The organism is Seramator thermalis (genome assembly GCF_004138125.1).
Taxonomy (GTDB): Bacteria; Bacteroidota; Bacteroidia; order Bacteroidales; family Dysgonomonadaceae; genus Seramator; species Seramator thermalis.
On sequence record NZ_RXHS01000001.1, the window covers coordinates 1 to 26866 of the forward strand.

22 protein-coding genes are annotated in these 26866 nt (G+C 39.2%); 9 read left to right on the plus strand and 13 right to left on the minus strand.

Annotation, left to right across the window (positions count from 1 at the left end):
• On the plus strand, positions 1-269 hold a 269-nt coding region (locus tag EJN84_RS00005; protein ID WP_165003980.1), incomplete at its 5' end, for an ATP-binding protein.
• A 134-nt stretch (positions 270-403) separates the two neighbouring features.
• Complete coding sequence (locus EJN84_RS00010; protein WP_238943875.1) at positions 404-703, plus strand: DUF454 family protein; 300 nt, start codon at positions 404-406, stop codon at positions 701-703.
• A 4-nt stretch (positions 704-707) separates the two neighbouring features.
• Here EJN84_RS00010 and EJN84_RS00015 read toward each other — a convergent pair whose 3' ends face one another.
• The 9 genes from EJN84_RS00015 to EJN84_RS00055 all read right to left on the minus strand — a co-directional run bounded on the left by EJN84_RS00015 (position 708) and on the right by EJN84_RS00055 (position 15767).
• Positions 708-1931, minus strand: a complete 1224-nt coding sequence (locus EJN84_RS00015) for an HD domain-containing protein (protein WP_129593497.1) — start codon at positions 1929-1931, stop codon at positions 708-710.
• A 24-nt stretch (positions 1932-1955) separates the two neighbouring features.
• The gene (pyrF, locus tag EJN84_RS00020; protein ID WP_129593498.1) at positions 1956-2783 is read right to left on the minus strand and encodes an orotidine-5'-phosphate decarboxylase; all 828 of its coding nucleotides are present in this window, start codon (positions 2781-2783) and stop codon (positions 1956-1958) included.
• 48 nt (positions 2784-2831) lie between these two features.
• Complete coding sequence (gene prfA, locus EJN84_RS00025; RefSeq protein ID WP_129593499.1) at positions 2832-3917, minus strand: peptide chain release factor 1; 1086 nt, start codon at positions 3915-3917, stop codon at positions 2832-2834.
• Between the two features lie 29 nt (positions 3918-3946).
• Positions 3947-5119 carry an AIR synthase related protein gene (locus EJN84_RS00030; RefSeq protein WP_129593500.1) on the minus strand — a complete coding sequence of 391 codons (1173 nt, stop codon included), beginning with the start codon at positions 5117-5119 and terminating at the stop codon, positions 3947-3949.
• Positions 5120-5354: 235 nt separating this feature from the next.
• Complete coding sequence (locus tag EJN84_RS00035; RefSeq protein ID WP_129593501.1) at positions 5355-6632, minus strand: tetratricopeptide repeat protein; 1278 nt, start codon at positions 6630-6632, stop codon at positions 5355-5357.
• 98 nt (positions 6633-6730) lie between these two features.
• Entirely contained in the window at positions 6731-9301 is a 2571-nt protein-coding gene (gyrA, locus tag EJN84_RS00040; RefSeq protein ID WP_165003982.1) for a DNA gyrase subunit A, read from the minus strand.
• Between the two features lie 262 nt (positions 9302-9563).
• Entirely contained in the window at positions 9564-12863 is a 3300-nt protein-coding gene (gene secA / locus EJN84_RS00045; RefSeq protein ID WP_129593502.1) for a preprotein translocase subunit SecA, read from the minus strand.
• Positions 12864-12936: 73 nt separating this feature from the next.
• Positions 12937-14520, minus strand: a complete 1584-nt coding sequence (locus EJN84_RS00050) for an alkaline phosphatase family protein (protein WP_129593503.1) — start codon at positions 14518-14520, stop codon at positions 12937-12939.
• Positions 14521-14573: 53 nt separating this feature from the next.
• Positions 14574-15767 (minus strand): lipoprotein N-acyltransferase Lnb domain-containing protein, encoded by a 1194-nt coding sequence (locus EJN84_RS00055; protein ID WP_238943876.1) that lies wholly within the window; start codon positions 15765-15767, stop codon positions 14574-14576.
• A gap of 209 nt (positions 15768-15976) precedes the next feature.
• Between EJN84_RS00055 and EJN84_RS00060 the strand changes: the two genes are divergently transcribed.
• Positions 15977-16582: a SagB/ThcOx family dehydrogenase gene (locus tag EJN84_RS00060; protein WP_129593505.1), complete on the plus strand. Its 606-nt coding sequence runs from the start codon at positions 15977-15979 to the stop codon at positions 16580-16582.
• A gap of 60 nt (positions 16583-16642) precedes the next feature.
• On the opposite strand, the gene EJN84_RS00065 is transcribed toward EJN84_RS00060, so the two are convergent.
• Positions 16643-16900, minus strand: a complete 258-nt coding sequence (locus EJN84_RS00065; RefSeq protein ID WP_101486125.1) for a type B 50S ribosomal protein L31 — start codon at positions 16898-16900, stop codon at positions 16643-16645.
• Between the two features lie 223 nt (positions 16901-17123).
• Between EJN84_RS00065 and EJN84_RS00070 the strand changes: the two genes are divergently transcribed.
• On the plus strand, positions 17124-18365 hold the full coding sequence (locus EJN84_RS00070) for a CinA family nicotinamide mononucleotide deamidase-related protein (protein ID WP_129593506.1): 1242 nt from the start codon (positions 17124-17126) through the stop codon (positions 18363-18365).
• A gap of 92 nt (positions 18366-18457) precedes the next feature.
• Complete coding sequence (locus EJN84_RS00075) at positions 18458-19081, plus strand: DUF4923 family protein (RefSeq protein ID WP_129593507.1); 624 nt, start codon at positions 18458-18460, stop codon at positions 19079-19081.
• 93 nt (positions 19082-19174) lie between these two features.
• Here EJN84_RS00075 and serS read toward each other — a convergent pair whose 3' ends face one another.
• From serS to tilS, 3 genes are all read right to left on the minus strand, one after another.
• Positions 19175-20446 (minus strand): serine--tRNA ligase, encoded by a 1272-nt coding sequence (gene serS, locus EJN84_RS00080; protein ID WP_129593508.1) that lies wholly within the window; start codon positions 20444-20446, stop codon positions 19175-19177.
• Positions 20447-20558: 112 nt separating this feature from the next.
• A complete protein-coding gene (locus EJN84_RS12205) occupies positions 20559-20696 on the minus strand; it encodes a hypothetical protein (RefSeq protein ID WP_165003984.1) in 138 nt (45 codons plus the stop codon).
• 83 nt (positions 20697-20779) lie between these two features.
• Complete coding sequence (gene tilS / locus EJN84_RS00085) at positions 20780-22096, minus strand: tRNA lysidine(34) synthetase TilS (protein WP_129593509.1); 1317 nt, start codon at positions 22094-22096, stop codon at positions 20780-20782.
• Between the two features lie 159 nt (positions 22097-22255).
• Between tilS and pheS the strand changes: the two genes are divergently transcribed.
• From pheS to sufB, 4 genes are all read left to right on the plus strand, one after another.
• Positions 22256-23275 carry a phenylalanine--tRNA ligase subunit alpha gene (pheS, locus tag EJN84_RS00090; protein WP_129593510.1) on the plus strand — a complete coding sequence of 340 codons (1020 nt, stop codon included), beginning with the start codon at positions 22256-22258 and terminating at the stop codon, positions 23273-23275.
• 21 nt (positions 23276-23296) lie between these two features.
• The gene (locus EJN84_RS00095; protein ID WP_129593511.1) at positions 23297-24373 is read left to right on the plus strand and encodes a DUF4831 family protein; all 1077 of its coding nucleotides are present in this window, start codon (positions 23297-23299) and stop codon (positions 24371-24373) included.
• A 16-nt stretch (positions 24374-24389) separates the two neighbouring features.
• On the plus strand, positions 24390-25244 hold the full coding sequence (locus EJN84_RS00100) for a DUF3298 and DUF4163 domain-containing protein (RefSeq protein ID WP_165003986.1): 855 nt from the start codon (positions 24390-24392) through the stop codon (positions 25242-25244).
• A 102-nt stretch (positions 25245-25346) separates the two neighbouring features.
• Positions 25347-26804 (plus strand): Fe-S cluster assembly protein SufB, encoded by a 1458-nt coding sequence (gene sufB, locus EJN84_RS00105; RefSeq protein WP_129593513.1) that lies wholly within the window; start codon positions 25347-25349, stop codon positions 26802-26804.
• Positions 26805-26866: the final 62 nt, after the last annotated feature.

Here is a 26866-nt window from a genome sequence, read left to right on the forward strand (position 1 = left end):
AGCTGATTGAAAGAACAGCAAAAACAGATCTTTTAATCCTGGATGACTTTGGCCTAAAACCACTTGAAGGGCAAGAGTTGCTCGATATGATGGAAATCATTGAGGACAGACATGGACTGAAATCCACTATCATTGCCAGCCAGATCCCTTTTGCGCAGTGGTATGATGTAATGTCAGAAGCCACAATTGCTGAAGCAATCCTGGATCGTGTAATACATACGAGCTATAAAATAGAGTTAAAAGGATCCAACCTGAGAAAAAAAATGTAATTTTGTCAGATTCCTTCGTTCTTTGAAATAAAACCATCAAGAGGGGTCAATATCACCGGAACGAGGGGTCAACATCACCGGAATATCCAATCTTAGGGCTTTTCGTTCCCGGCCTTCCTTCCACACCTTTTGCATTGTTATCAGCCGCTCTCTATGCAAAAAGTTCGCCGAAATTGTATCAATGGATATTGAATAATAAGATTTTGGGACCAAGAATTTTAAATTATAAACGGCGAAAGGGTATGACACAAAAGGGAAAATTAGGGGTACTTGCACTGATGACAACGATGGTTCTCTTTTCATCGCTTGTCGTAGTTCGGAATATTCCTTTGCGATTAACCATACTCGGACTTGGGGTCGTAGGATGTGTTGTTGTGTGGTTTTTTGTGCCTACGGCAAAAGAAGATATTGAAAATATTGATAACCAAGATTAAACAATCAGATTTTCAGATAAGTAAAATAGTATTTCTCCACTTTTTTCGACAAAAGTTCAATATTGAGTATATCGGATGCTTGAGCTATATCTTTCACTGACCCATCCTTCATCAGAATATCGATGCTGTCATCTTCTTCTCTATACATGTCTGTCGTAACCGGTTCTAATGAACACAAATAGCTTGCTTCGTGCTCGGACAGATTAAATTTATGCTGATAACTTTTCAAATATTCACTTATTTTTCCGAGATCAGGTTGCTCTGATGAAACTTCGATTTTGAATAACTTTCGATTAACCATTCCCGAACTGAGAAGTGACAATACCTTGTCGGGATGGGATGACCATACTTTTAGCGCTGACCATATATCGTTATCATCCAGATTGACAAAATGTTGTAATGCAACTCCATAATTTTCAAAATCTATCATCTTAGGCTCGTTCAACAAAAAATAGGAGAGGGAAGGGGAAGCAAAAAGCTGAACTCCGTCGAGCGATAATTCTTTTGCGCGTCGTAAAGTATTGATCAGCATTTTTTCGGCTGCAACTGCCGTTTTATGCAGATATACCTGCCAATACATCAAACGACGCGACATCAGGAAATTTTCGATAGAGTATATTCCTTTTGATTCCACAACAAGTCGATCATCCTTCAGGTCGAGCATTTTAATGATGCGTTCCGATCCGATATTTCCTTCGATCACACCCGTGAAAAAGCTGTCGCGGCGTAAATAATCGAGACGATCAACATCCAGTTGTCCACTCACAAGCTGATGCAGAAATCGTTTTGAATAAGTATCGTTGAAAATGGCTATAGCAGTATCAAGCGCTCCATTCCATTCGCGATTTATTTGCTGCATGAGCAGAAATGAAATTGTTTCGTGTTGAATGTTTTGGATAAGAGTATGTTCCAATGCGTGAGAAAAAGGCCCATGTCCAACATCATGGAGAAGAATTGCTGCAAGTGCGTTTGTGTATTCGTTATCGGTTATTTCATATCCTTTTTGCCGTAAGTTGGTCAATGCCTCATCCATCAAATGCATTGCGCCAATGGAATGATGAAAACGTGTGTGCTGAGCTCCGGGATAAACGAATGGAGCCAGCCCCAGTTGTCTTATTCGGTTTAATCGCTGCAAAAAAGGATGTTGAATGACTTCATATACAAAATCATTCGGTATATTGATAAACCCGAAAACGGGATCGTTGATAATTTTCCGTTTGCCGGCCATTTTTTTAATAAATCAGAGAATACCTTATTTCAAATATTTATCCAACATTATTTTCATTTCCGCTTGAGTTTCGCGGGCTTTGTCGCGAGCAGCGTCAGCAAACTCTTCCGAATGGTCTGCATATATAATTGCACGAGACGAATTTACCAACAATCCGCAGGTGTCATTCATTCCATATCGACAAACCTCTTCAAGCGAACCGCCTTGTGCACCGATACCGGGTACGAGCAAAAAATGGTGTGGTGCGATTTTTCTGACATTTTCGAACATTTGGCCTTGGGTAGCTCCAATTACATACATCATTTGCTCTTCGGTAGCCCAACTTTTAGAAATTCGAAGCACTTTTTCGAATAATCGTTCACCACGTGCATCTTCTGTCATTTGAAAATCATTCGAGCCCGGATTGCTTGTCAAAGCCAACAAAACCACCCACTTGGCATGATATTTCAAAAAAGGCTGCACACTGTCGGCTCCCATATAAGGAGACACTGTGACGGCATTCACCTTTACAGTTTCAAAGAAAGTTTGTGCATACATTTCGCTCGTATTCCCAATATCGCCACGTTTGGCATCGGCAATGATAAATTGGTCGGGATAGCGTTGGCGAATATATGCTACAGTTCGTTCAAAAGCGAGCCAGCCCTTTAAACCCTGAGATTCGTAAAAAGCCAGGTTGAGTTTATATGCGATGCAATAAGGCGCTGTGGCATCTATAATCGATTTGTTGAAAGTATAAACGGGATCTTCTTCGTCGAGCAAATGTTCGGGAATTTTTGCAATATCGGTATCCAGACCGACACAAAGAAACGATTGTTTTTTCAGAATCTGTTCGAAGAGTTGTTGTTTGTTCATATTTTGTTGTGTCAATTATCTCAAAATCATTTTTTAAATATTTTGGAATTATATTTCGACTTCTTTCATCCGTTCAGCATTTTCGCTCACAATCAATTGATCGATCACACCCTGAATGTCTCCATCCATAAATGCTGCCAAATTATATATGGTATAATTGATTCGATGGTCTGTTACACGACCTTGAGGGTAATTATAGGTACGAATTTTAGCCGAACGGTCGCCCGTTGAAACCATTGTCTTGCGACGCGAAGCAATATCGCCCTGACGTTTTGTCAATTCCATATCGTAGAGTTTCGTACGAAGCATTTGCATGGCAAGTTCGCGATTGGCAAGTTGCGAACGTGCCTGTTGACATACTACAACAATGCCTGTCGGGCGATGCGTCAGTTGGACTTTGGTTTCGACTTTGTTCACATTTTGGCCACCGGCACCACTCGAACGAGCCGTATGAAAATCGATATCGGCCGGATTTAAATCCACATCAAACTCTTCGGCTTCCGGCAAAACCGCAACAGTAGCGGCCGATGTATGAACACGTCCCTGAGTTTCGGTTGCAGGTACGCGTTGAACGCGATGAACGCCCGATTCGTATTTCAATGTTCCGTAAACGTCAGATCCTGTCACTGTGAAAATAATTTCTTTATATCCGCCTGCTGTTCCTTCCGTAAAACTCGTAACTTCTGTTTTCCAGCCTTTGCTTTCGCAATATTTTACGTACATTTTGTAAAGATCACCGGCAAAAATAGCTGCTTCATCACCTCCCGTGCCTGCTCTGATTTCCATAACCACATTTTTGGCATCTTCAGGGTCGGCAGGAATAAGAAGTAATTTGATCTGTTCTTCGAGAGCAGGAAGTTTTTCTGCGTTAGCGGATATTTCTTCATTTGCCATTGCTCGCAAATCCGTATCACTTTCGGTTTCCAATATATTTTTGGCTTCGTCGATGCTGTTTAGTGCATTTTCGTATTCTTTTCTGACGGTAATTATTTTTTGCAAGTCGCTGTATTCCTTATTTAGCTTCACATATCTGTCCATGTCGGCAATAACTGCCGGATCTGTTATAAGGGTAGCCACTTCTTCAAACCGTGTTACCAAATGTGCCGTTTTATCTAATAAAATATTCTTTACCATTTAGTTAATTTTTCTTGATGCTAATTTTGTTATTCATAAACGAATGTTCCAAATTCGCTTTTGATAATCAATTCACGATGAGCCGATTGTTCAACTCGTCCGACAATCTGTGCTTCGACATCAAAACTGTTCGAAATATCTATAACTTGTTGCGCGTATTCTTCCGGAAGATAAATTTCCATACGGTGTCCCATATTGAAAACTTTGTACATTTCTTGCCAATCGGTTCCGGATTGCTTTTGTATCAGATCGAATAGAGGAGGAACAGGAAATAAATGATCTTTCACCACCCGAAGATCTTGACCCAAAAAGTGCATAATTTTTGTTTGAGCTCCCCCCGAACAATGAATCATTCCATGTATCTTATTTATTAATTTACTGAATATCAATGAAATAATTGGAGAGTAGGTGCGGGTAGGGGACAGTACAAGTTTTCCGGCATCTATTCCTAAATTTTCGATTTGGTCCGTTAATTTCATTTTTCCCGAATATACCAAGTCGGCGGGAATATTAGGATCGTAGGACTCGGGATATTTTTGAGCCAGATAATTGTCGAAAACGTCGTGCCGGGCCGAAGTAAGTCCATTACTGCCCATACCGCCATTGTATTCTTTTTCGTAAGATGCCTTGCCAGTTGAAGACAAACCGACGATAACATCTCCGGCTTGAATGTGCGAGTTATCGATAATTTCCGATCGTTTCATGCGGCAGGTGACGGTGCTGTCAACAATGATCGTACGTACCAAATCGCCAACATCAGCCGTTTCGCCACCGGTAGGAAAAATATGTACGCCAAGCGCAGAAAGCTCTTCGCACAATTCGTTAGTTCCATTGATAATAGCCGAAATTACTTCACCCGGAATCAAATTTTTGTTTCGGCCGATAGTGGATGACAGTAAAATATTATCAGTTGCTCCCACACACAGCAAATCGTCGATATTCATAATCAGCGCATCCTGTGCGATGCCTTTCCATACCGAAAGGTCTCCGGTTTCGCGCCAATAAACGTAAGCAAGCGATGTTTTGGTTCCGGCTCCGTCAGCATGCATTATGTTGCAATAATCGGGATCGCCACCCAAAATATCGGGAATAATTTTGCAAAAAGCTTTAGGATATATCCCTTTGTCTGAGTTTTTGATCGCATTATGTACATCTTCTTTCGTTGCTGAAACGCCACGTAGATCGTATCTTTGATTGCTCATTTTTGATTTTGAATTTACTGTCATCGATTCCTGTACAAAGATAATATTTTACGATGTTTTTCTTGACTTTTCACATTTGCTTATTTAGCTTATTCTTCAAGTGTATTATTTCTATAATAAATATTATGTTTAATTATATGTTTTGGTTTCTATTTTACCTTTCATATACATATATAAATAAAGACCTATTCCCTAGAGGGAAAAGGTCTCTATTTCTTTATTTACTGGAATTGATTTAATTCGTAGTTCCAAGTTCCTTTTCAACAGCTTCTAATTCTTTCGATTTATCTACTCCCATGATACTTAAGTTATAATACACATTTCTTAATTTTAAGAGTGCCGAATTGATTTCGGACTGATCCGCATTTCGTTCTCTTAGCAATTGTGTATATTTTTCAAGTGAAGGAAGCGATTTTTGATAAAGTTCTACCGTTTTCTTATCATTTGCCAATTGTTGCTGACGGTCTGAAAGAGTTGCGGTTTTTTCTTTCAGCTCCTGAGCTTGCAAGATATAATTGACGGCCAATGCCTCCAAGGCTCGTTCACAGTTGGGATCTTGCTCCAATGCTTTTTGGTATTCAGCTTCAGCGCCGGCATAATCTTTCTTTTCAGACAAAAGTGCACCTTTCACACTATTAAGATCACAAGCATTCGATGGATCGTTTGCGATTGCCTTATCCAAATATTCCATTGCTTTTTGGCTGTCGTTTTGTCTAATAAAATGATTTACCAGATTGGGAATGAAATATTTGCTTTTTGGAAATTTTTCAGCTCCCTCATACAATGTATTCAGATAATTGGCGGTATCGCCAAGTTGAAGATATTCACTTGCAAGGAGTTCATATAAATCGCTTTCCTTGTATGCACTGTTTTCTATAAACGGCTCATTTATAGCTCGCTCGATCATTTTCAGTGCACGAGGATGATCTTCAGCCTGAATTGCAGTGATTATCGCATAATACTTGATAGTTTGGTAGGTACTATCTAAATTAAATGCACTCTTGTCCTCCTGAAACATGGGTAACATTGGTATATTCCAGTATATTTCGAAGAAATCCGCTGCTTTGGCATAATCTTTCTGTTCGTTATAGTAAACCCCTCCATTAATATAAAAGGGATGATTTGCTTTGAGTATGCCTTGAATATCTTTTCTAACTTTATTCTTAACCTTACCTTTTGCATCAGGCAATTCTCCAAGCGAGTCGGCTTTTACGTAAGGCATGTAAGATTCGAGCAATCCGTCGTACATCACTTTGTCGTTTGCTTGCTTACCAAGCATCTGATTTGTACGTTCGTTGTCGAATGCTTTGTTGCCTATATCGCCATAAATTTTCCAAGTTTCGGGATCGTTGGCTGTTTCCGGATGAGTGATAGCTTGTTGAATGAGGTTTTTTGCCTCGTTCAGATTGTTGCTGTCCAAAGCACGTTTGGCTTCTTTCACTACACTTTTTTGAGCGTATAATGTGCCGGCGGACATGATAGCAATTAAGGTGAAATACAAAATTCTTTTCATTTTATTCAACTTTAATGGATTAATTTATTTCATTCATTTGATAATCAAATTGTCTCATTTTTTCGACTGAAATCGGAAAAAAGGTTTAATTTGATCTTTTATTGGTCATTCTCGTCATCATTGTCTAAATTAATAAACTCTTCATTTTCAATTGTCTTGTCAGCAATTTCATCAATTAAGAAAGAATTGTTTTCCGCATCATCGTTTGAATTAACCTTACAAACAGAAGCTATCTCGTCATTTCTTTTTTCCAAATTAATAAGTCGAACTCCTTGTGTAGCCCTTCCCATAACGCGAATATCGGAAATTTTCACACGAATAGTGATGCCAGACTTGTTAATTATCATTAAATCATTGTCATCTGTTACACTTTTGATAGATACTAATTTCCCTGTCTTTTGTGTAATATTCAATGTTTTAACGCCTTTCCCTCCTCGGTTGGTAATTCTGTAAACGGGTTCACCATCTTCGTCGTTCAATCGGGTACGTTTGCCATATCCTTGTTCCGAAACTACCAGGATGGTATCTTCCGAATTACTGTCCATACAAATCATTCCAACAATATAGTCTTCACCATCGTCGTCCAATCGCATGCCAATTACACCGGTTGCAGTACGTCCCATCGGACGAACAGTATTTTCGTTGAAACGTATAGCTCGTCCATTTCTGTTTGCAAGAATAACATCTTTTTTCCCATCGGTCAAACGAACGGATATCACCTGATCGTTTTCGTTCAACGAAATGGCTATTACGCCGTTTTGACGAGGTCTGGAATATGCTTCAAGTACGGTTTTCTTGACGATTCCCTGTTTGGTGCAAAAAAGCAGATAATGAGAATTGATGTATTCCTCATCATCGAATCCCGGCACTCGTACGAAAGCCGTAACCGCATCGTCTGGGTCTATGTTCAATAAATTTTGAATCGCTCTGCCTTTCGAGTTTTTCGTTCCTTCCGGAATTTCATATACACGCAACCAATAGCATTTACCTTTTTGGGTAAAAAACAGCATATAATTGTGCATGGTAGCAGGATAGATGTGTTCCACGAAATCTTCATCTCTTGTTTCAGATCCCTTTGCCCCTACTCCACCTCGATTTTGAGTGTGAAATTCCGTTAATGCGGTACGCTTGATATAGCCGAGATGCGATATCGTAATTATCATTTGGTCATCACTGTAAAAATCTTCAGGATTCATTTCTTCCGAAGCATATACAATTTCGGAACGTCGGGCATCCCCGTATTTGTTTTTTATTTCAATAAGTTCGTCTTTAATTACCTTCATGCAAAGGTCATCATCGTTCAATATTTCATTTAAATAATCAATCAATTTAGTGATTTCTTCGTATTCGGCATGGAGTTTATTTTGTTCCAAACCCGTCAGCTGACGCAAACGCATTTCGACAATCGCTCTTGCCTGAATTTCAGAGAGAGCAAAACGATCTACCAATCGTTGAATCGCTTCTTGTGGAGTTCCCGAATTTCTGATAATGGAAATCACTTCATCAATATTGTCTGAAGCAATGATCAATCCTTCGAGAATATGTGCACGTTCTTGGGCTTTACGTAACTCGAATTTGGTTCGTCGGATCACGACATCGTGACGATGCTCTACAAATAGCTCAATGAGTTGCTTCAGGTTGAGCATTTGAGGACGACCTTTTACCAAAGCAATATTATTTACATTGAAAGATGATTGAAGTGCCGTGAGCTTGTACAATTTATTAAGAACTACATTGGCATTGGCATCACGCTTGACATCGATAACTATTCGCATTCCCTGACGGTCGCTTTCATCATTTACATTCGAAATACCCTCTATTTTTTTGTCAGTTACCAAATCGGCAATATTTTTTATCAATTCGGCTTTATTTACCATGTACGGAATTTCCGAAACGATTATTTTATCGTGAACTTTGCCTGATTCTATCTCTGCTTTTCCACGTATAACGATGCGACCTCGGCCGGTTTCGAATGATTCTTCTACGCCTTTATACCCATAGATATATCCGCCGGTCGGAAAATCGGGGGCCTTGATATATTGCATCAGCCCTTTGATATCGATATCGCGATTGTCGATGTAAGCCACGATACCATCAATACATTCCGTAAGATTGTGTGGTGCAATGTTGGTAGCCATTCCTACTGCGATACCGGAAGACCCATTGATCAAGAGGTTTGGAATTCGCGTTGGTAAAACAGTGGGTTCGTTTAGCGTGTCATCAAAATTGAGTTGAAAATCGACAGTTTCTTTATCGATGTCTCGAAGCATTTCTTCGGCAAGTTTATTGAGTCGGGCTTCGGTATAACGCATCGCCGCGGGGCTGTCTCCGTCAATGCTACCCATGTTTCCCTGACCATCAACCAAAGGATAGCGCATGCTCCAACTCTGTGCCAATCGTACCATTGCATTGTAAACCGACGAATCGCCATGCGGATGATATTTACCCAGCACCTCACCCACTATTCTTGCCGACTTTTTATGCGGTTTATCGGGGGTGTTGCCGAGTTCGTACATTCCAAAAAGGATTCGTCGATGAACGGGTTTAAATCCGTCCCTCACATCGGGTAATGCCCTAGATACTATGACAGACATCGAATAATCGATGTATGCCGATTTCATTTCATCTTCGATGTTAATCGGGATGATTCTGTCTTCTTGATTAATCATGCCGTAATGTGATTTTTTTCTTTATATAATGATTATATATTATTTAATAACAAACACTTAACGAGTATGTCGTATTGAACTGAAATATTCTACTAAGATACTGCTTTTGAATGGATTTAACAAATAATTGCTCGAAAAAAATGAGAATTGAAAAAGATAATCTTACAAGTGCAATTTGATTAAGCTCGACTTTTTATTCACAAAAAATACCCTGAAGAAATTTCAATTTCCCCAGGGGATAAATACTCAAGAAATGTATGTTCTATTCAAATTTTCCGTGACAATTTTTGTATTTTTTGCCACTTCCGCAAGGACACGGATCGTTTCGTCCGACTTTTTTCTCAACCCGTACCGGCTCCAATTTTTTCTCTTGAGGTTGTGGTGTCCCATTCGCTTTCGACCCTGACATCGCTCCCATTTCATCTTTTCGAGTACGATATTTGCTATAATCGGTTTTTTGCTCCGGGGCTGCCTGACGAACGTTTTCCGGATTTTGAACAGGTATTTGGCCTCTCATCAAGATAGATACGACTTCAGAATTAATATCTTCGACCATGATCTTAAACAGGTTGAAAGATTCCAGTTTATAAATAAGCAATGGATCTTTTTGTTCGTAAGTGGCATTTTGAACTGATTGTCGTAACTCGTCCATTTCTCGCAGATGTTCTTTCCAATGTTCATCTATGGTGTGAAGAAGAATGGATTTTTCGAAAGATTTCACCAACGCTTTTGAGCCCGACTCGTATGCCTCTTTGAGATTGGTAGCGATGTTATATATTCTTTTGCCGTCCGTAATCGGAATCAAAATGTTTTGATACATTGCTCCTTGTGTTTCATAAACCTGTTTGATGACCGGATTAGCAATTTCGGCCATACGATCGACTTTTCTTTTGAAACTTTCGATAGCTTTGTTGAATATCATTTCGGATTGCTCGTTGGGTTTCAGATCCCTCATTTGTTCTTCCGTAAAAGGAATCTCCAACGCCATCACGCGGAGAAGCTCCATTTTCATGGCTTCATAGTCATCCTGATTATCTTCAACAATATTTCGAGAGGTTTCTTGAATCATATTAAGAACATCCAACTCAATACGTTCTCCCATCAATGCGTGTTTACGTCTTTTGTAAATCAATTCGCGTTGCGAATTCATTACATCATCGTATTCGAGCAGGCGTTTTCGAATGCCGAAATTGTTTTCTTCTACTTTTTTTTGGGCACGTTCTACGGATTTACTCAACATGTCATGTTCGAGCACATCTCCTTCTTTGAAGCCCATACGATCCATCAGTCCTGCTATACGTTCGGTTGCGAATAATCGCATCAAATCGTCTTCGAGGGAAACAAAGAAGACGGATGATCCGGGATCACCCTGACGTCCGGCACGACCACGCAACTGTCTGTCCACTCGACGAGATTCGTGGCGCTCGGTGCCAATAATAGCTAACCCACCTGCTGCTCGAACTTCGGGCGAAAGTTTGATATCGGTTCCGCGTCCGGCCATATTTGTCGCGATGGTGACAACCCCGGATTGCCCTGCATTGGCAACGATTTCCGCTTCGCGTTGATGAAGTTTGGCATTGAGCACGTTGTGCTTTATTTTCCGGAGCGTAAGCATTCTACTGAGCAATTCCGAAATTTCAACCGATGTAGTTCCTACCAAAACCGGACGGCCGGCATTTACCAATCGTTCTATTTCTTCGATAACTGCCGTATATTTTTCGCGCTTCGTTTTGTAGATACGGTCGTTCATATCATTACGAATGACCGGTTTATTTGTAGGGATTACCACCACATCCAATTTGTAAATATCCCAAAACTCTCCGGCTTCGGTTTCGGCAGTACCGGTCATACCGGCAAGTTTGTGATACATTCGAAAATAATTCTGCAGAGTAATTGTGGCGTAAGTTTGCGTAGCTGCCTCAACTTTCACTCGCTCTTTGGCTTCGATGGCCTGGTGCAATCCGTCCGAATAACGGCGACCTTCCATGATGCGACCGGTTTGTTCGTCAACGATTTTCACCTTATTGTCGATCACCACATATTCGTCATCCCTTTCGAAGAGTGTATATGCTTTGAGCAATTGGTTGATGGTATGAACGCGCTCGGATTTGATGGCATAGTTTTGGAGCAATTCGTCTTTCTTTGCAGCCTTTTCTTCTTCTGTCAAATTTTCGTGCTCAAGTTCCGAAAGTTGCGAGGCTATATCGGGCAATACAAAAAATTGAGGATCATCCGATTTGCCGGTCAATGCATCAATACCCTTGTCTGTGAGTTCTACCGTGTTATTTTTTTCGTCGATAACAAAATATAAAGGATCAGTAACAATATGCATGTTTCTATTCTGGTCCTGCATATAAAACTCTTCTGTTTTGAGCATGGCCGCTTTCACCCCCTGCTCGCTAAGATACTTGATGAGAGGTTTGTATCTGGGCATTCCCTTAAAAGAACGATATAGAAGTAGTGCTCCTTCCTCTTGTTCTTTTTTGTCATCCGATTCCATTTTCTGTTTGGCTTCGGCGAGCAACCGTGTGGTAAGTTCCCTTTGCGCTTTTACGAGCATTTCTACTCGCGGACGAAATACATCAAAGAGTTGCTCTTCGCCTTTAGGAACCGGACCGGAAATAATCAATGGCGTACGTGCATCATCGATTAATACCGAATCGACTTCATCCACAATCGCATAATTGTGTTTGCGTTGCACCAAATCTGCCGGCGAAACCGCCATATTGTCACGAAGATAATCGAATCCGAATTCATTATTCGTTCCAAACGTAATGTCCGATTCATAGGCTTTCCGTCGTGCTTCTGAATTGGGTTCATGCTTATCGATACAGTCAACGGAGAGTCCGTGAAACATGTATAATGGGCCCATCCATTCCGCATCGCGTTTGGAAAGATAGTCGTTTACGGTAACTACATGCACTCCGTTGTGTGTGAGTGCATTAAGGAATACCGGAAGTGTTGCGACCAGTGTTTTTCCTTCACCTGTAGCCATTTCGGCTATTTTGCCCTGATGTAATACAACTCCACCGAAAAGCTGAACATCGTAATGCACCATGTCCCAAGTGATTTCGTTTCCACCGGCCATCCAATGGTTTTGATAGATGGCTTTGTCTCCTTCGATACGCACAAAATCGTGAGTTGCAGCCAAATTGCGGTCAAAATCGGTTGCCGTTACGATAATTTCGCGATTTTCGGTAAATCGACGAGCTGTATCTTTCATAATCGCAAAAGCCTCCGGAAGAGCCGCATCCAAAGCTTTTTCCAATTTTTCCGTGATTTCGTCTTCTATCTTGTCTATTTGTTTCCAAACTTTTTCACGTTCTTCTAATTCAATATCTTCTATGCCGTTCTTTAATTCGGCAATTTTTGCTCTTTCGTCGCTTACAGAAGACTGAATTTGCGCCTCCAATGCCTTTGTGCGAGCTCTTAGCTTGTCATTTGACAGCTTTGTAATTTCCGGATATACAGCTTTTATTTTTTCCACAACGGGATTAATTGCCTTTAAATCTCGTTGCGCCTTATTTCCGAAAATTTTAGATATTATGTCATTTAATGCCATATATTGTTTTATACTTTAATCTGTTAAATTATTTTTTAGTCAATGATTTCGAAATATGATTTGCGTTTGATAGTCAGAACAACTCTTTCAAAACGTCAGACTTGGCTGCATTCGGTGCTCTGATGCGCAAACGATGCGCAACGGAAGGTGCTATCTCGGTTACATCTACGGTTCGGTAAATTTTTTGTGGAGCAATGTTTTGACCAAAAAAGATGAGCGGAGCCGAAATGGCATTGTTGTTGATGCGTTTGTCGTTTGATACCTGATTATCGATCACCTTCCAGCCGGGCTGAAATTCGATGAACAAGTCGCCCGAAATTCCCTTGTAAAATCCGTTTCGATAAAATTCTACCGTTTGGTTGTATGCACCATGCAACATTTGCTGTGAAGTGATCACATCTTGAATGCCATCAAACTGCACTAAAAATTCGGCGGCTCGTTGCTGAAATTCAGAAAGACTGATCTTTTTGTCTTCAATGAGTTTGCGATCAAAATAAAGTTGTCCGTTGTAATATTTTTTAATCCATTGTTCTTTACCGTAAATTGCCATCAGATACATGTTGAGAATAGCAATCGTGCGATCGGGACGAAATTCACCTCCGGACAGTTTGATATTGTTAGGAATTACCTCTTGTTCGCTGAAGTATCCGGTGGAAGTAACAAAAATAAGCGTATTATTCATTCCTACAGTTTTATCCACTGTCTCCAACAGTTGAGCTATTTCCTGATCGAGACGAACGTAAAGATCCTGAATTTCAATCGAATAGTTTTTGTCGAGGGCATTTTCGTAATTACCGGCATAAAATGTTAAGGCCAAAAAATCGGGCACCGATCGTTTCCCGAGTTGATTGTTATTCAATACTCTTTCGGCCATTTGTCGTATTTCGGTATTTACGAAAGGTGATTGTTTAAAAAGTTTTACGCTTTTCTGCTTATCTGACCCAAAATGATGTTGAAAATTGTACACGTTTTGTGTATAAGGAAATACGGTATATTGCGAAACATCTTTTGCCGGACGCCATATAAAACTATTAATGACAGTGCTCAGCGATTGGCTGCTTCGGTTGTACTGATCGATGATAGGTTGTTTTGCTGTGTAGAAAGATGTAGATGCCCACTTCGCTGTATAATCGTCAATCCAGAACGCATTATTTGCTGCATGTCCGCCTGAAACAAGTGCTTCCGGAGCATTTGGAGCAAAAGAAATTATATCGGCATTTGCGTTGGTAGCTATTTTGAGTTCATCTGTAATGGTAGAAACCTTGATAGACAGGGGAGACAAATGTTCTGAGGTAAAAATGCCATTATAACGTTTATCAGCAAACATTGATACTTCACGACCTTCTTCTATCGAAAACTTTTTTTCGCCAACTATTCCATGATAGAATGGATAAGCACCCGTAAAAATAGTGGCAATAGCTGAAGTTCGATCAATATTCGGATAATCGAATTTTACATCGGAATAAACCAATCCTTCGTTTAATAATCTTTTAAATCCTTTTTCCCCAAATGTTTTTTTAAATGCTTCAAGATAATCGCCTCGCAATTGATCAATAGTAATTCCGATAACGAGTTTAGGAGTTTCAGATGACAAACCTTGAGCAAATATTGAGGCAACAGTAAAAAAAGCTACAAGAGGTGATAATATTTTGATCATGATCTAATTTTGTGCTAAGTGCATTTTAGGATATGCAAAAATCGTACAATTTTTTATTGTCCCCATCCTGCTTTTAAGTATTTTGCCGATGTATATCTTTTTTGTTTCCGTTTTTTCTTTCTAGTCAGCCATATATTCGCTCCCGATCTCACCCACAGACATAACGAAATTGGAATAGATGCAACGGGGAGCTGTTGTGGTATCAGCCACCAGAAAAATAAAAATAGTGTTAATGCTGCAAAGTTAATAAAATGATAGATATGCACGACTTTTTCAGCCGATTTTATCCAAAATAAGACGGCAATCAAAAGAGATATAATATTTAACCATACAAAATTCCAATTAGGGTTTGTGGCAGGATGTTCCGAAAAATACATCAGAAAAAAGACGATAGTTCCGCCCAAACCAACCATTCCAAACAATAAGGTATCAAAAACTTTTATCGGAAAACCATTATTAATGTTATTTACTTGTATAATAGAAAGTAACAGTGTGATTAATAACAATGCGAATGCCATATTCAAAGGAGTGAAAATGCTGTGTTCGCTCACTTTTGCCGCATTGTTTGAGGTCAGTATAACTCTCGTTTGTTGCACGAGTGGATATCTTAAAGTGTCATTTTTTTCTACAATTGCACCTTCAAACGCGCGCATCAGGTATTCGGGAAGAAACATTTTGTCACGTTCATCTATTTTTCGGTCAGCAGGAGCTCCAATTATCAAATCGATGCCAAATTCCATCCAAGGGTAAGGGTGTAAACATTCGTGCAGCAAATTGCGATAAGTTTGATTATCTGCGGTTTTCGGATAGATAATTTTTCCTTCAACATATTGTTCGACCATATCACGTGGTCTTGTAGCACAATTATCGTATAAAAAATTGTAGCGGTAGCTTCTATTTTCCGGTAACGAATTTATATACAAGGCTTTCCATAGAGTTTGTTTTTCGCCCTGCGACAAATTGAGAGGCTGTTCCCAAACAGATACACCCTTACTTCGATATTCCGAAATAAAATCTTCGAATGAAGTAACACCTAAGACATAATCTGTTTCACCCCTCACAAAATGATAGATAAAATTTGGTTGCGAAGAATCAAAGAATCCGTAATTGAAAACCACATCTGTATGCGTGGAGTCGTCTTTAACCCATACAGCAGTATGTCCGTAAAGAGCATAAACTGCGCCGGACCAAGGGGCACAAGTCATTAAGCTGATTTTGGCACTATCACTCAATGGTGGTTGAGCCATCAAGAAATTCGCAGTTAAATATAAGATGTAAAAAAATAAATACCTAAGTTTCATCAAATTGCTAATATCATACGACTTCAGTCAACAAAATTACGCAAATATTATAGATAGAGAACGGATATAAAGCTCACAAACTCAATCTTAACTACTTTTAAATCGAAATAATAGCACCTTTAGCTATATTTGCATAAACCTAAAATTGATTAGATATGAAGAAAATGTTTTTTATTTGTGTTTTTGCATTGATTGGTTCTGCTATGCTTTTGGCGCAAGATATTAATCTTCCGACTCCGGTCAAAACAGGTGGAAAACCTTTGATGCAAGCTTTAAGTGAACGTAAATCCATCCGTTCTTATCAAGACAAATCCCTTTCCGATCAAACTTTATCCAATTTGCTATGGGCGGCCAATGGCTTTAATCGTCCGGACAAACGAACGGCACCTACTGCTAATAATCGGCAGGAATTGGAGCTGTATGTTGCACTCAAATCGGGTATTTATCTCTATGATGCACAAAACAACCGATTAAAACTGATACGGAAGGGCGATTTTCGTAAGAACACAGGGGTGCAGGATTTTGTTGCTACTGCTGCTGCCAATATAATCTTTGTGTCTGATCTTGGTAAAGCTTCTTCAGAGCAATATGCATTCACAGATTGTGGCTTTGTGGCTCAAAACATTTACCTATATTGCGCCTCCGAAGGTTTGGGCTCAGTTGTACGTGGTTCATTCAATAAAGATGAGTTGGCGAAACTTCTCAATCTCACGGGCAAAATGCAGGTATTACTCACACAATCTGTTGGTTATCCCAAGTAATAAGCAAAAGCGATGATTGAAAAATCATCGCTTTTATAATTTTCGGGTTTTTATTTCCTATTATTTTTTCTTATTCCGATTGCCATAACGGCTCATAAATTTATCCACGCGTCCTGCCGTATCAACCAGTTTTTGTTTACCGGTATAGAATGGATGGGATGAACTTGTAATTTCAAGTTTTACCAACGGATAAGTTACTCCGTCAATTTCGATCGTTTCTTTGGCATTAATAGTTGAGCGAGAAATGAAAATCTCGTCGTTCGAAATATCTTTAAAAACGACGGGACGGTAATTTTTCGGATGTATTTCCTTCTTCATTATATCTATAATATTTTATTGTTCCTTTTTCGGATTGCAAAGATAAGGCTTTCATTCTAAACAAACAAAATAAAACTTCATTTTTTCCTGTTTTTCGAAAATTCACTGTTATTTTGCAGTAAAATATGGTTAAGTATCTTTTTCCTCTCGTAACCCACCATTACTATTTTTTTTGACAAAAAATTGATCGATTGTGGATTATAATCAAAATAAATCGAAGAATATGAAAATTGAGATCATTACTATTGGAGATGAATTACTCATTGGAGAGATTGTTGACACAAATTCGGCATGGATGTCGCGCGAACTGACAAACAACGGATTTGAAGTAGTAAATATTACAACGGTTGGCGACAATGGCGCAGATATAACGGAAGCTATCGATCGCGGATTTGAAAAAGCCGACGTTTTGCTATTGACCGGCGGTGTTGGGCCTACCAATGACGATATTACCAAACAGGTTTTATGTCAATATTTTGGTACATCTTTAGTATTCAGCAACGAAGTACTCGAAAATATAAAAGCGGTTTTTGCTAAACGAAATATCGTTCTGAATGAATTGACCAAAAATCAGGCTCTTGTTCCCAAAGATTGTAAGGTAATCCAAAATCGGGTTGGAACAGCTCCAATTCTTTGGTTCGAAAAAAATGAAAAAGTTTTGGTTTCGATGCCTGGCGTTCCTTTTGAAATGAAAACAGCTATGAAAGAACGAATTATTCCGATGCTACGCCAAAAGTTTCAATTGGTCGAATACATTAAAGAATCGTTTATCGTGGCAGATATTAGCGAATCGGCTTTAGCAATTCTTTTAGCAGATTTTGAGAAACAGCTTCCCGAAAACTTTTCCTTGGCATATTTGCCGTCGTTCGGACTGATCAGACTCCGTCTTTTTGTTCGTGGCAGCGAACATAAAGAGCTTATGAAACTGCAAAGTAAAAAGCTCAAAAAAAAGCTTGGGAAATACTTCGTCGCAAAGAGTGAAGATTCTTTGGAAACATTATTGGGCAAAAAACTAAAAAAATTAGGATGTTCTCTTTCAACTGCCGAAAGCTGCACGGGTGGATACATTTCCCATAAAATTACGACGGTTTCCGGGGCTTCAGATTATTTCTATGGGAGTGTCGTTTCATACAATAACGATATAAAGAACTGTATTTTAGATATCAATATCGAAACTTTGCGCAATTTTGGTGCCGTCAGCAAACCCGTCGTAGAACAAATGGCCCGGAATGTCGCAACAAAAATGAATACGAATTGCAGTATTGCCGTTTCAGGAATCATGGGGCCTAAAGGCGGAAGCCCATCTAAGCCCGTAGGCACAGTTTGGATTGCAACCAAATATAATGAATACCTTTTAGCGAAAGCATACAACGTAAATAGTGGAAACCGCAACGAAAATATTTCACGCACCACCAACTTGGCTATGCTCCAATTATATAAAATGTTAATTTCGAAAGATCTTTAATTCTTCACTCAATCTCACTTTTGTTTCGAGCGTTCTCCCGTAAGAATTTGACAAATGTGTTATCTTTGCAATCGAAATAATTTCGAAAATATATGAAAAGAATTTTCATTGTCGGATTAACAGTTATATCATTTTCTCTCTGCCGGTTAGTTAATGCCCAAACTAATGACAATTCCGGCAAAAATACAGCTTCTATCTTCAACCAAACATTAGACAAGGTGAGTAACTTTTTCGGCTCATCATCCGAAGAATTTATCGGGACTTGGAATTACAAAGGTACTGCTTGCAAATTCGAGACCGAAAATTTGCTTAAAAAAGCCGGTGGAGCCGTTGTTGCCACACAAGTCGAAAAACAATTCAACGAGTATTGCAACAAAGTTGGTATTAAAGACGGAAATTGTTATTTTACATTTAATGAGGACAGTACCTATTCGGCAAAACTCGGATTAATAAAACTTTCGGGGAAATATTCCTACGACAATCAAACAAATGAAGTCATATTGACTTATTTGCACGGCATTGGAAAGTTAAAGGCTTTTCCAATACAGTCCGGAAATCGCATGAAATTAATGTTCGATGCGGATGGTTTTCTGAAACTGATGAAAACTCTTAGTACTTTCACTAAGGACAATTCCATCGAAATATTGGCCGCGATGAACGATATGTACGATGGTATGTTGCTTGGTTTTGATTTAAATAAACCAAAAGAGAAATAGAAGAATCTGACCTGTGATGTTACAAATCACATCTATTGCTGCTTTTGGTTTTATACATTGAGGCGATAAATATTTTGATCTCAATACGATTTTTCAATCGATTATTTCGAATCCTGTGTAAGGAATCAATGACTTCGGAATGCGAATCCCTTGCGGAGTTTGATTGTTTTCGAGCAGTGCTGCAACTATACGCGGCAATGCCAAAGCACTTCCATTGAGCGTGTGGCAAAGTTGCGTTTTGCGATCGGCATCACGATAGCGGCACTTCAAGCGATTGGCCTGATAGCTTTCGAAATTGGATACCGAACTCACCTCAAGCCATCGTTGCTGTGCTGCTGAAAATACTTCAAAATCGAATGTCAGGGCTGACGTAAAACTCATATCTCCTCCACATAATCTTAAAATTCGCCAGGGAAGTTCCAATTTTTCGACCAACGTTTGTACATAATTCACCATTTCATCCAATCTCTGATACGAATTTTCCGGCTTTTCGATGCAAACGATTTCTACTTTATCAAATTGGTGAAGGCGATTCAATCCACGAACATCTTTTCCGTAAGAACCGGCTTCACGACGAAAACAGGCAGAATATGCAGTATTTTTAATCGGAAGATCTTTTTCTTCGAGAATTACATCACGATAAATATTGGTTACGGGAACTTCAGCCGTAGGAATCAGATATAAATCGTCCAAATCTACATGATACATCTGTCCTTCCTTGTCGGGCAATTGGCCGGTTCCAAATCCTGAAGCGGCATTCACCACATAAGGAGGTTGAACTTCCGTAAAACCGGCTTCACGAGCATTATCCAGAAAGAAATTAATCAGAGAGCGCTGCAGCCTCGCTCCACGTCCTTTGTAAACAGGAAACCCTGCTCCTGTGATTTTTACGCCCAGTTCGAAATCGATGAGATCATATTTTTTTGCTAAGTCCCAATGCGGAAGCGCATCTGCCGGCAATTGGGGAATGGTGCCTCCTGTTCGTTCTATTAAATTGTCTTCGGCTGTTTTGCCTTCGGGAACCGATTCGTGAGGAAGATTGGGAAGAACGACTAACAGATTCTGTATTTTCTCCTCTGTCGTTTTCAGCGTTTCATCCAATGTTTTAGATGATTCTTTGAGTTCGGTGACTTTTTCTCGTGCCGATTGAGCTTCTCTCGTTTTTCCATCTTTCATGAGTGAACCGATGGATTTCGAAAGAGAATTTATTTCGGCTAATGTATTATCGAGTGTTTTTTGTGTATTTCGCCGCAGTGCATCGAGTTCGATTATCTGTGACACAATATCTTTGGCATCAAAATGTTTCTTTGCCAGACGGCGAATTACCTCTTCGGGGCAATCGTTAATTACTTTGAGTGTAAGCATACAAAAAAAATTTCAACTGTTCATCGTGCTAAATCGTTGCAAAGGTAACAAAAACTTAGCACAAAGAACAGTTGAAGCACTGAGTTTGCGAAATCTCGCTAGTCGAAGAATTTTATTTTATTTCGAATGTTGGAAGCCCTTGAGGCCCATTTCTATAAATTCTTCGATGACGATACGTGAGATTTAACAAATAAGCCACTGTCGAAAATGCGGCGATAAGCAAAATGTCTTTGATGTCGTTCGTTTTCATATATATGCCGTTTTTATGTTTATATCTGTATTATTAGATGTATTATTTGATAAAAGGTTGCAGTTGCATAGAAAAAAATTTGTTTACTCAACCCATTCTATCATTAATACGTTATTTGTGTGATCGGATACTTTAAAGCGTTCATCATTCCTTTTTCCCACTATCCAAATAATTTGTCCGTCGGATTCTAATATCCATTGATTTTCTTTTTCGAGCAAATCGAATTTACAATCAGTAAAATAGTCGCTTAACTTCTTTTTTCCTTTCATGCCGAAAGGCACAAACCAATCGCCATCTTTCCATTTTCTCAATTTTAATGGAAAACGTACCTTTTCTGCATCTGAGAACAAAAATCTACCTGATTTGTTCACTTCAATCGAGTTTATATTTACTACATTTATTTTTAGATGAATAGGATATAAAATCTCAGTCATCCCTTCATAAATTATTATTTCAGTGTCAAAATTATTGCAATCGGCAATTTTGCTCAGCAACAAAAACTGTCGATCCTTTATTACCCGATATTGCGTGGATAAAAATACTTTTCCCGAAGAAGAATTCAAATTATCAATAATATCTTCCACCACTGACGCGTTAAATCCCAATGGTGCAAGAATTTCGAACAATACTGACAGAGGAGAAGGCGTGTTTTTAAGTTTTTCGATGCTGACTTTTTCTCCGATCATTACCTCCTTTTTTAGTGTTTCAATTGCCTTTTCGTAAATGTTGTAAGCTTCGGCAATATTTTGAGAAGTTCGAAAAATGGCGTTTTTAGCCGAAGGATTTAATTTTTCGAGCATAGGAATAACATTCAATCTCAAATAATTACGTGTGATTGTATCGTCATAATTAGTGCTATCCATAACGAATGAAATGTTTCGCTCATTCAGATATTGCTCGACCTCATTTCGTGAAACACAGAGTAATGGACGTACAATATTCCCTTTTTTAGGTGAAATCCCGGTCAACCCTTTAATACCGGTTCCTCGCAGAAGGTTCAATAAAACGGTTTCTATGTCATCGTCACGATGATGTGCCACAGCAATTGCCTCTGCTTCAAATTTTTGTCTGACTAGTTCGAACCATTGGTATCGCAATTCACGAGCAGCCATTTCAATCGAAATTTTTTTGTCGCGAGCATACGCTAGCGTATCAAAATCTACCGAAGTAAATTCTATATCGACATTTTTACACCAATTTTTCACAAATTCGGCATCACGATCCGATTCTTCACCACGCAAGTGGAAATTGCAGTGCGCCGCAATGCATCGATAATCGAGCAATGTGAGAATATCGAGCAGCGCCATGGAATCCATTCCACCACTTACACCAACCACTACCGTTGATGAAGGTTTTAAAAGATGTTTGTCTTCAATATATTTTTTTACCTTTTCGAGCATCGGTTTTTTGGACTAACGCATGATTTCGACAAAATTACACAATTATATTTCAAACCGTGCCCGTCAACGCTAAATCTTTCGTTTTTAATAGCCGTAAATAGCCGAAAAAAGTGTATTTTTGCAGGAAATAAATTTTGTAGTGAAGAAATTATACTGGAAATGATCGAAAAAATAAATCGGCTGCTGGACGAAATTGAACATTTATCGGCTTCGAATGCAGATGAAATAGAAGCTCTGCGCATTAAATATCTCAGTAAAAAAGGACAGATTTCGTTATTAATGGACGATTTTCGGAACGTTCCAAGCGATCAAAAACGTGAAGTTGGCATGCGACTCAACGAACTGAAACAGAAAGCGCAGAGCAAAATTCGATCGCTGAAAGAACAATTTACTCATAATTATAACGAGATTTCGGATATTGATCTCACACGCACATCTTTCCCTATCCCTCTCGGAACTCGTCATCCGGTGAATATCGTAAAAGAAGAAATTTGCGACATCTTCAAACGTCTGGGATTTTCGATTGCTGAAGGTCCCGAAATCGAAGATGACTGGCACGTTTTTTCATCACTCAATTTTGCCGAAGATCATCCCGCTCGCGATATGCAGGATACATTTTTTATTCAAAACGATCCGCAAATCGTGCTACGCACACATACGTCATCCGTTCAAACACGTGTGATGGAACAAAATCAGCCACCTATTCGCATCATTTGTCCCGGCCGTGTTTATCGCAACGAAGCCATTTCGGCACGGGCGCATTGTCTGTTTCATCAGGTGGAAGCATTATATGTGGACAAAAATGTTTCGTTTGCCGATTTAAAGCAAGCTTTGTTGTTCTTCGCCAAGGAAATGTTTGGTCACGACACCCGAATCAGACTTCGTCCTTCTTATTTCCCGTTTACCGAACCCAGTGCCGAAATGGACATATCTTGCCATATTTGTGGGGGAAAAGGTTGCAATATTTGTAAAAATACAGGTTGGGTAGAAATTCTCGGTTGCGGAATGGTAGATCCTAATGTATTGGATAATTGCGGAATCGATAGTAAAATCTATAGCGGATATGCACTCGGAATGGGGATAGAACGCATTGCAATGCTTAAATATCGCATTAACGACATTCGATTGTTGTTCGAAAATGATGTGCGTTTTCTTCAACAGTTTCAATCGGCTTATTAATTCTTTTAAATTTGTTTTGACATGAGAGTTACAGGTTATTTATTCATAGCAGTTTTAATTGCAACAACAACACCATTGTCGGCACAAGAAACCATACGGATGAATGCTGTGAAGGCAAACAATTATGGAGTAGCTTATTCACTCCCGAAAACCTCTCTCGTTATCACATTCAAAGTAAAAAAAGTTACATACAAGCGTGGCGATTTTTATCCCTATGCACAGCGATATCTGGGTATCGAACCCATTACCGAAAATCGGACGACTTATTCACTCGAAGATGTGAGCATTGTAAATAAAGGCATCCCCGATGAATCCAATTCATTTTTAATAGAATTTCGCTCAAATACGGTAGAACCTTTTGTTTATCTTACCAAGGATGGCCTAATCTGTTCGGTGAACGGAAATCCGGAATTGGAAAAAACAAAAGAACCCGAATCTCCGACACGCAGTGAACCGTCCATAGATCCTCGACGATTTTTGACCGAGGAAACGCTCATGGCCGGGTCGACGGCAAAACAGGCCGAACTCGTATCAAAACAAATACTCGAATTGCGTCGCACTCGAAACGATATTTTAATGGGAGAAGCTGAAAATATGCCTCCTGATGGTGCAGCATATAAACTCGTAATGGATCAAATTAACGCTCAGGAAAAAGCATTGACCGAGATGTTCTCCGGAACAATGGAAACCGAAACTTTTTTCACAGATTTGACTATCATTCCGGATAATGGAAATATCAATCGTCAAGTTATTGCACGTTTTTCGGAAAAACTCGGACCGCTCGATGCAGATAATCTCGCCGGTTCTCCAATTTACATCTCTCTTACATCTAAAACTCCTAAAATAGAAAGGTTATTGTCGGAAAAGGAGCTTGCGAAATTGGAAGACAAACTGAAGCAAGGATTAGTTTATAACATTCCGGGTAAAGCAGATCTGAAAATCGAGTATGATAATAGAACATTGAAAGATATTGAAGTTGATATCGTTCAGTTCGGATCAAAAGAAGTGCTAACAAAAAAAATGTTTGATAACAACAAAAAACCCATTAAAATCATCTTTTATCCCGATTTGGGAGCTATCAAACAAATCATCCAATAAATTCCATCGTATGAATATGATTAAATTTTTTGCGTCCATACTAACCGTATGTACCTTGTTTTTACTTTTTTCGTGCAAAAATGCAAAATCTAATCTCGACAAATCAATCACTTTTGACAGCATAATTGTCTCAAAACAAATACCATTAATCGACAATAGTGATACGACTCTTCCTTTCTCACAAGTCGATATTCGATTCACATATCCGGTAAAATTTGGGTCAGAAGAAGATACCAAAAGACTTCAACAAATATTTACGGGAACGTTTTTGAATGATGTTTCTTACGATTCGTTGACGCCAAGAGAAGCAATCGATAAATATATCGCCGACTATACACAAGAATACCGTTCGCTTTCCAATGATTTTTATTCGGACAAGCAGAAACTGAGCGATGGCAGTATGCCGTCTTGGTATTGGTATCAGTTGCGAAATACAAATCGAATTTTGTTTCAAAATGATTCTCTTTTGAGTTATGCCGTAGAATATAGCGACTATACCGGCGGTGCTCATGGTTCTTACCGTATTTTGTATTATAATATTGATTTGAATAATATTGTTACTCTTTCTGAGGAAGATCTTTTCATCCCTAATTTCAAGAAACCTCTTTCGGATATACTCGTGGAATCACTTATGAAAAAATACCATGTGACGGTTCCGGATTCTCTCCTTCAACATGGTTTTTTCAATCTCGAAGACATTATACCCAATAACAATTTTTGGATGGACGATAAAGGAATTCACTATACATTCAATCAATACGAAATTGCACCATACGTGATGGGAGCCATTGATGTAGATATTCCTTATGCAGAATTAGAACGACTGCTCAAACAGGATAATATAGTAAAAAGGTTTTTTACGAAAAAATAGACTCTCTCGCTTAGTCATGACAAGAAGATAAACAAAACGACCTCCATCGTTGTTTTAAGTTTACGTTTATCGTTTTAAAAATCTATTCAAGTTAATAATCAAATGCAAGATTTAGAACAAGATCAGATACTGAATGAGCTGACTAACAGCGATTACAAATATGGTTTTACGACCAATGTCGAAACCGAAACTATACCCAAAGGATTGAATGAAGATATTATTCGACTTATATCTGCAAAGAAAAGCGAACCCGATTGGTTACTGGAGTTTCGGTTAAAGTCTTATCGTCATTGGCTTACAATGAAAATGCCCGATTGGGCGCATTTAAATATTCCGGAAATCGACTTTCAGGACATAATCTATTATGCCGATCCACGCAAGAAAAAAACGCCCAAAAACAGAGAAAGAGAAGACGTTGATCCGGAATTGTTAAAAACATTCGATCGATTAGGCATTCCGCTTCACGAGCAGGAAATGCTTGCGGGTGTAGCCGTAGATGCCGTAATGGACAGTGTTTCGGTTAAAACTACCTACAAAGAAACTTTGGCCGAAAAGGGAATTATCTTTTGTTCGTTTAGTGAAGCCGTGCAACATCATCCGGATTTGGTAAAAAAATATTTGGGAAGCGTTGTACCCTACAAAGACAATTTTTTTGCCACCCTCAATTCTGCCGTCTTCAGCGACGGATCGTTCGTATATATTCCCAAAGGTGTCCGCTGTCCGATGGAATTGTCAACCTATTTTCGCATCAATGCAGCCAACACAGGTCAGTTTGAACGTACGTTAATTATTGCCGACGATGATTCCTATGTGAGTTATCTTGAGGGTTGTACGGCTCCCATGCGCGACGAGAATCAGCTTCATGCAGCCATCGTCGAAATCGTAGCACTTGAAAATGCCGAAGTCAAATATTCCACTGTTCAGAATTGGTATCCGGGCGATAAAGAAGGCAAAGGAGGCGTTTATAATTTTGTTACGAAGCGTGGCATGTGCAAAGGGAATAACTCGAAGATCTCATGGACACAGGTCGAAACCGGTTCTGCCATAACGTGGAAATATCCGTCATGCGTACTGGCCGGCGACAATTCTGTTGGAGAATTTTATTCGGTAGCGGTAACCAACAATTTTCAACAGGCCGATACCGGCACAAAAATGATTCACTTGGGTAAAAATACTCGGAGTCGAATTGTATCGAAGGGAATTTCGGCAGGCAACAGTCAAAATAGTTATCGCGGACTGGTGAAAATATCGAAAAATGCCGACAATGCACGAAATCATTCGCAATGCGACAGTCTTTTGTTGACCGATCATTGCGGCGCACATACTTTTCCTTATTCCGATATTCAAAATCCTACGGGTATCATCGAACACGAGGCAACAACTTCTAAAATAAGCGAAGACCAGATTCTCTATTGTAATCAACGCGGAATCGGAGAAGAAGAAGCGGTAGGGCTTATCGTCAATGGATATGTAAAAGAGGTGGTAAACAAACTTCCAATGGAATTTGCCGTTGAAGCACAAAAATTACTTCAAATTAGTTTGGAAGGCAGTGTCGGATAATTTTTTCGATTGTTTCGTCAGATTCAAGATCGAATATAATTTCATGAAAAACGAGGGGTAAC